Consider the following 5,535-nt stretch of genomic DNA (forward strand, 5'->3'; position numbering starts at 1 on the left):
GAATATAAGGTAAGAAGTTTTATTTGGAGGAAAAAAAAGCGAAACTCTCGTTTCGCTTTTTATATGCTACTGGTTATTTTAAGTCAGTTATTAATGAGTTTGACTAAAGGGTAACCAATTTAGAGGTATACAACACTGTCGTTGGTGAACCATTTGGTGAGCCACCTAACGGCTCCAAGCTCACCGCTAAAGCGGCGATTTCAATTTTATCAAACAACTCAGGTTTACTTAAGGTTAATTTACCCGTTTTTGGCAATAGGCCTAACGAAATTGGCGGTCTACCATCGGCCGCCACTATCCACAGTTCATAATCGGCATTAGCTTTTGCTACTAAGCTTTTAGTGGCTTGAATATCAATGGTATCAGCACCAATTTCTAATGCCCATAATAATTCAGTTTGTTCGTTGTTAACCAAGGCTAATTGCTGAGCGTCAGGCACGCTTGTATCAACATTCACCAATAGAACAGCAAGAATTAATGCCGCAGCAGACGCTAATCCAGCAATGCTTTGCCATACTTTAGGTTTAGCTTTTGTCATGGGTACAACATTACTTTGTGCTTGTTCAGCACTTGTTGTTTGCTCAACTGAAAAACCAAGTTGCTGCTCAATGCGTTGCCAGACTGAATCGTCAGGTGTTACGGGTGGAATTTTTTGTCCTAAGGCATTTAAGTGTTGCTCCCAAGTTGAGGTTGCATCACTGATCGGTGGATATTGCATCATCAATTTTTGAAAGCGTTGACGAGCAGGCCCACGTAACGTGCCTAGCACATACTCTGCAGCCAGAGCATTTTTGAGGTTTTCTGATTGATAATTCATGACGTTAAACAACTTTGTAAGCTTGTAAGGCCACGTCTTATCCAGCTTTTAATGGTGCCCAATGGGTTGTTTAAGTGCTTCATCACCTCTTTATGTGAGCATCCATTAAAATAAGCTAAATAAATTGCTTGTCGTTGTTGCAAATCAAGTTGTTGTAAACACTTATCTAATAGCAATTGTTCTGAGTCAGTCACTTGTTCAGGGGCTTCAATATCAAGGTTAATATTTTCGTCTAATATGTCTTCTTTTCTAATATTGTTGTAACGTAAAATATCTAATGATCTGTATCTCACAATACTGATCATCCAAGTAAGGACAGTGCCCTTTCCTATACGATATTCTGAGGCATTATGCCAAATACGTACATAAGCTTCTTGCAATGCTTCTTCGGCTAATTCTTTGCGGGCTAGCATTTTCAAACTAACCGCATAAAGCTGTTTACTGGTTGATTGATACAGTGCTGAAAACGCCTTTTTATCACCTTGGGCGATGGCCCCAAGTAAGGCTAGGTGTTGTTCATGTTCCATTTTTTATAGCTCTTTTTATGAAGGATTAATTTATTAAGATGCTGAGATAGTATACTAAGCAACCGCCATTTACCTACTGCTGAATGTACAGTCTATTAAGAATACAATGCTATCATAACTACAAATAACTAAGGTTAAAGTACAGCATGTATTTAAAGCTTGTTACTACACCCTAGCACTTTTTAATTGAATTCTCTTTGCTTTTAGGTAGCTTTTTTAAAACGTTAATCATTGATAAAGCTAACTTTATATTATTTAATTATAATTAAAAAAATACTCTATTGCTGAGCGTTAACATTATATTTTACAAGTTCAATAATTTAATTGTCGCGTACAACAACGCCAAACTTATTAATATAAAAAGTAATAGCACCAGAGAAAATAAAGCTCTACCCAGCCTATTTTTTAAACCAGAAAACCAACCTTTCGCTATTTTTTCACTACTGGGTGTTTGAACCAACACCCCGATTAATGCACTGAGCAACAAACTCCAAACAGCGAATAATAAAAAAGGTAAAGCATAAGTATTTTGATTTTCAATTGAGCCATAAATAAATAGAATAATGATTGAAATAATACCAGCGATAAAAATAAGATTTAATAAAGGCTGAAGAAAAAATATACGTTGCGCCAAAGTTTTAAATGTCATGACATTTGCCTTTTAATGATAATAGCCAAGCAATAAATTCCACTGTAATTTACTCTCACAGCTTAACGTTTCGCTGATCATAATAAAATCACTAGTTTTATCTTTTAAAATAATCATTTAACAAATACTGTGGAACTAAAGTAGCATTCTATAACTTTATTTTATGCGCCATGCTAACAGGGTTAAATTGCCTTTTTAATACCTTAAATTTTTAACTTATATTTATAACGCTTAACTATGGAAACATATCATGTATAAATTTTTATCAATGATTATCATCATTACAATAGCAATTTTCAGCGCCAATAGTTTTGCTATATCATCAGCATTAATTGAGTTTGGAAATAACCCTGGCGAGTTGAGCGCAAGTTACTTTCAAGGTGCAAAAACGAATAAAAATTTGATTGTTTTATTACATGGCTGTGTTCAACAAGGTGAAACTCTTGCTGAGCAAACAGGTTTAATGGCTTTAGCAAAAAAGAAAAAGTTTTCGTTACTTATTCCACAACAAAGCCAAAACAATAATATTAAAGGCTGCTTTAATTGGTTTTCGACACAAGATATTGAAAAAAACCAAGGTGAAAGTCTGTCGATTAAAAACATGATTAGCACCGTCAATGCCAAGCAAAACTTTAGCAACATTTATATTATAGGTTTATCTGCCGGTGGTGCTATGGCGAGTTCAATGGTGGTAAATTACCCGGAACTATTCACCGCGGGCGCTATTGTTGCTGGTATACCCTACCCTTGTGCAGATAATTTGATCACTGCTATAGCTTGTATGCGCAGTGGTCCTTCTCAAACGACTGAGCAATTAACAACCTTGATTAAACAGCTAAACAAAATACAACCACATTGGCCGGCATTGTCGATATTTACCGGTGATACCGACGCAGTGGTCAACCCGAAAAATTCACAACATCTGGCTATACACTGGGCACAATTAACAGAGTCTGTACAACAACCTATCATTTCAAAATATCAGGGCTATCAAGTAAGTCAGTGGCAGGGAAAAAACAAACAAACTAATGTCGAACTCATTGAAATTGAAAACATGGGTCATGGCATAACTGTCGCCCCAGAAAAAACCGACGGAGGCATTGAAGCGCCATTTGTCATTAGCGCGCCCTTTAGCACAGTACAATACTTAATTGCCGCTTGGAAAATCTAAATCAAGGTAAATATCACTAATAAAAGACATGTAGAAATAAATAAAATTCAATATATAGTCTTCATTTACAGTGAGTTACATTAAAAAAACACGACATACTACTATAGTACAAATTAACTTCTGACAAATTTACTATAGAGTTTTATCCACACTAATAAAAAACAATAAAGTGCTCTAACTAGCGGTTTATAAGATTTAATAATACGGGGAAACACCATGAAACGTTTTAACACCAGGCTCAGCGTTTTAGCCATAACAATTTCAGCAGCACTGACTAGCCAAAACATCATGGCGGCAGAAACAGATGAACAGATAAAAAATGATCCAACGTTAGAGCGTATTGAAGTAACGGCGCGTAAAAGCTTAGAAAGCTTACAATCTGTACCTGTAGCGGTAACTTCTGTTGGTGCTGAACAATTAGCTCAAAGTGGCGTCAGTGTGATGTCTGAAGTTCAGCAGTTTTCTCCAAACACTACCTTACAAGCGAGTCGTGGTACTAACTCAACATTAACCGCTTTTATTCGTGGTGTTGGTCAAGATGATCCATTATGGGGTTATGAACCTGGTGTTGGTATTTATGTTGATGATGTTTATATAGCTCGCCCACAAGGCGCTGTATTAGATATTCTTGATGTAGAACGTATTGAAGTTTTCGTGGTCCACAAGGTAGTTTATACGGTAAAAACACTATCGGTGGCGCAATTAAATATGTCACTAAAAAAATGTCTGGTGATCTAGAGCTAGATCTTAAAGCAACTTTTGGCAACTATGGTCGTCAAGATTATAAAGTGGCAGGTAAAATTCCCGTAATAGACGACAAACTTTACGTTGGTTTTGCCTTAGCTAATTTAACGCGAGATGGTTACGGTGAGTTTTTACAATCTGACTTACCAAATCAAGACCTAGAAAATTACAACAAAGATGTTTTTGCTGGTCGAATTACTGTCGAATTCGAACCTAATGACGATTTATTTTTCCGCTTTAACTATGACAAAACAACAGATGACTCAAATGCTAAAGGCGGTTACCGTTTACTGCCGAGCATAGTCACTGATGCACCAGTACCTGACAGCGTTTATGATTCTTACACCAGTATGCCTACGTGGAATAGTGTTGAGTCTGAAGGTTTCAGTTTAACGGCAGAATATTTTATCAACGACACTTGGTCAGTTAAGTCAGTTACGGCCAGCCGCGAAAACTACTCGAAAACAAATATTGATTTTGATAATACTGCAGAGCGTATTTTTGATGTACCCGCGATTTATGACGATGAACAGTTCAGTCAAGAATTTCAACTTAACTATGACTCAGACAATTTAACTTTTGTTTCAGGCTTATACTACTTTGATGGTGAGTCTTGTGGTCACTTTGATGCAATCTTAGAAAATTTTGGCCAATCTTTAGGTTTACCCGGGTTAACTCGTGAAGTCAGCGGTTGTAACAACAGTGAAAGCTATGCGGTTTATGCACAAGGCTCTTACAACCTTACTGATAAATTATCGATGACTTTAGGTGCACGTTATACCACAGAAGAAAAAACAGCTAACGTTAATAATGGTCTAGCATTTGAAACTGTTTATCCTGAAAGTGGTTGGATACCGGGTTATGTACGTGGCGATGTTACCTTCCCTGAAGTACTAAATGACAAAGAAGATTGGTCGCGTTTTACCCCACGTGTAGGTGCTGAGTATCAATACTCAAATGACATGATGTTCTATGCTAGCTACTCACAAGGCTTTAAATCAGGCACATTTAACCCTAGAGCAGAAGGAGCAGAGCCAGCTGTAAATCCAGAAGTTGTTGACTCATTTGAAGTCGGTGTTAAAAGTGAGTGGAATGATAATTTAAGGGTGAATGCCACAGCTTTCTACCTTGATCATAAAGACAGACAATTCGTTACTGTTTTACCTTCAGAAGACAATAGCGCGTTAAGCCAACGTTTAGGTAATATTGGTAAATCTACCGCATCGGGTTTAGAGCTAGAGATTGAATATGCTGCAACTGATAGCTTAAATTTATTTGCTAATGTCGGTTTAATTGACTCATCATTTTCAGAAGTAATATCATTCGATGCAGACCTTAACAAGATAGATATTAGCGATAATTTTACTATTACTAATACCCCTGAAACTACGGCTAATCTTGGCTTTTCTTATGATATTGAAACATCTGCAGGGGCTTTTGTAGTGAATGGTAACTACTATTACCGTAGTGATTACGATTTAAACGTTACCGATAACTTACTAACTCAAGTTTCGGGGTTCACTTTTAACCAATAAAAGTGAATTATCCCTCATTCTAAGGCTTCTTGCCGCAAAGTAAAATTATCCATTTGCATGACTTGCGTAAAAAAATCGACAACCGTCTGTTC

General features: G+C 36.8%; 4 protein-coding genes and 1 pseudogene. 2 read left to right on the forward strand and 3 right to left on the reverse strand.

Annotated elements, in window-relative coordinates; translation table 11 throughout:
- Positions 1-103: 103 nt before the first annotated feature.
- The 3 genes from H4J50_RS18410 to H4J50_RS18420 form a co-directional block, all read right to left on the reverse strand.
- Positions 104-817, reverse strand: a complete 714-nt coding sequence (locus tag H4J50_RS18410; protein ID WP_182257626.1) for an anti-sigma factor domain-containing protein — start codon at positions 815-817, stop codon at positions 104-106.
- Positions 814-1,344 (reverse strand): sigma-70 family RNA polymerase sigma factor, encoded by a 531-nt coding sequence (locus H4J50_RS18415; RefSeq protein WP_108456826.1) that lies wholly within the window; start codon positions 1,342-1,344, stop codon positions 814-816. Before H4J50_RS18415 ends, H4J50_RS18410 begins: the two co-directional genes overlap by 4 nt.
- Positions 1,345-1,648: 304 nt before the next feature.
- Positions 1,649-1,993 (reverse strand): hypothetical protein, encoded by a 345-nt coding sequence (locus tag H4J50_RS18420; RefSeq protein WP_108456827.1) that lies wholly within the window; start codon positions 1,991-1,993, stop codon positions 1,649-1,651.
- A 250-nt stretch (positions 1,994-2,243) separates the two neighbouring features.
- Here H4J50_RS18420 and H4J50_RS18425 point away from each other — a divergent pair, with 250 nt between their 5' ends.
- On the forward strand, positions 2,244-3,164 hold the full coding sequence (locus H4J50_RS18425) for a PHB depolymerase family esterase (RefSeq protein WP_108456828.1): 921 nt from the start codon (positions 2,244-2,246) through the stop codon (positions 3,162-3,164).
- A 216-nt stretch (positions 3,165-3,380) separates the two neighbouring features.
- Positions 3,381-5,416: pseudogene (locus tag H4J50_RS18430) on the forward strand (TonB-dependent receptor); the annotation flags it as partial.
- Positions 5,417-5,535 lie beyond the last annotated feature (119 nt).

Source organism: Colwellia sp. 6M3, from assembly GCF_014077595.1.
GTDB lineage: Bacteria > Pseudomonadota > Gammaproteobacteria > Enterobacterales > Alteromonadaceae > Cognaticolwellia.